Here is a 1,035-nt window from a genome sequence, read left to right as displayed (position 1 = left end):
CTATATGAGATGTCGCTTCCTTATGGCTTAGACCTGAACAACCAGTTGAATATCGATAAGTCCTCTGCACGAATATTAATCTCGTTAGAAAACGTTGATACCAGAACTACATTGCGCCTCGAGCAGGAAATTAGCCAATGGCTCGAAGATAATACAGATATCGAATCTTTTTATGCAGCAAGCACCAATTTGATGTTTTCCCATATCGGAAAGCGCAATGTCGACAGTATGATCATGGGCGTATGCTATGCCTTAATCGTTATCATCATCGTGATGTGTATCGTTTTACGCTCCTTACGATTAGGCGCTGTAAGCATTATCCCTAACCTCGTACCAATCGGCGCAACCTTTGGTATATGGGGACTATTTCAAGGCGATGTAGGCATCTCTATTGGAAGTGGTGTTGGCATGATATTGGGTATCGTGATCGACAATACTGTGCACTTCCTTAGCAAATATCAACGCGCTCGCAGAGAGAAAAACTATACCGCTGAAGAAGCCGTTCGATATGCATTTACCATGGTAGGCACCGCCCTATGGGTAACAACATTCGTACTTGTTGCAGGGTTTATGGTACTTGCTTTATCAGACTTTAATATGAACGCATACATGGGAATCTTCACTGCGATCACGATTACACTCGCTTTGATTTTTGATTTCTTCGCATTACCTGCAATGCTTCTATGGCTTGATAAGGGCGATAAATCCCATACAACATCAATGCAAAACAAAGAAGCCGTCAATGACGCTGTCACAGTAAATCAGCAAGCATCATAAGAAAAAAGGCGCCAATTGGCGCCTTTTAATTTTTTTGGTTTTTATTCCTTCGCTATTCTGGTCTGACACATTCACCACGACTTCGGTCTTGTCGACAACGTATCTTCCACAATAATTTAAGCGCTGTTGGATGATTCACCTTATCGTCTTTCAAGGCCAAGCGAACACGTTTACTGAAGTGGTCAATATCATCTTTCGTAAATTGATCGACCCCAATCCAATATTTCGCCGGTATTTCTTTCTCGGCATCACTAACCA

Annotated in this window: 2 protein-coding genes; one reads left to right on the top strand and one right to left on the bottom strand. The window is 42.1% G+C overall.

Annotated features, from left to right (window positions below; all coding sequences use genetic code 11):
- Positions 1 to 777 (top strand): MMPL family transporter (locus tag A3739_RS08465; protein WP_156502482.1); only part of this gene is annotated, 777 nt, incomplete at its 5' end.
- A 52-nt stretch (positions 778 to 829) separates the two neighbouring features.
- Here the strand turns inward: A3739_RS08465 and A3739_RS29755 are convergent.
- On the bottom strand, positions 830 to 1,035 hold a 206-nt coding region (locus A3739_RS29755; RefSeq protein WP_231877047.1), incomplete at its 5' end, for a putative solute-binding protein.

This window comes from Oleiphilus sp. HI0067 (genome assembly GCF_001635735.1).
Note: the sequence above shows the minus strand (reverse complement) of the source record. Positions and strands in the feature narration are given on the sequence as shown.